Origin of the sequence: Burkholderia sp. KCJ3K979 (assembly GCF_016759955.1) — a bacterium.
In the GTDB taxonomy this organism is placed as follows: Bacteria; Pseudomonadota; Gammaproteobacteria; order Burkholderiales; family Burkholderiaceae; genus Burkholderia; species Burkholderia orbicola.
Genome location: NZ_JACFYV010000458.1, coordinates 1 through 631, shown reverse-complemented (window position 1 = coordinate 631; position 631 = coordinate 1). Strand labels below are relative to the sequence as shown.

Genomic DNA, 631 nt, shown 5'->3' with positions numbered 1-631 from the left:
CCGCCGCAACGCTGGTGGCGCCTCTACGACGATCCCGTGCTCGACGGTCTCGTGCGCGATGCGCTCGCGCAGAACCGCGATCTTGCGGCGGCCGTGGCGCGGGTCGAGCGCGCGCGCGCCGTGTTCGACGAGGCCGGCGCCGCGCGGCTGCCCGACACGACGGCCGGCTTCGGCGTCGACTACGGCAAGCACGCGCCCGACCAGATCGTTGCGGCGGCCAAGGACACCGATGCGCGCACGCGCTGGGGCTTCGCGCCGTCGTTCTCGCTGTCGTGGGAAGTCGATCTGTGGGGCCGCGTGCGCCATCTGGTCGATGCCGCGCAGGCCGACGCCGACGCGGTGCAGGCCGCGTCCGATGCGATGCGCGTCGTGGTGGCCGCCGAGACGACGGCCGCGTATGCGCAGGTGTGCGCATACGGCGAGCGGATCGACGTGGCCGAGCAGTCGGTCGGCATCGCGGACCGGCTGGCCGCGCTGACGGCGAAGCAGCGCGCGCACGGGCTCGTGTCCGACCTTGAAGTGGCGCGTTCGCGCGCGTTCGCCGACGACACGCGCGCCGATTTGCCGGCGCTCGTCGGCTCGCGGCGCGCGGCGCTGTACGAACTCGCGGTGCTGACCGGGCGCGCGCCCG

The 631-nt window shown here is 74.6% G+C and carries 1 protein-coding gene; it reads left to right on the top strand.

The features are described 5' to 3' along the window. On the top strand, positions 1–631 hold a 631-nt coding region (locus H3O04_RS35615; RefSeq protein ID WP_202589543.1), incomplete at both ends, for a TolC family protein.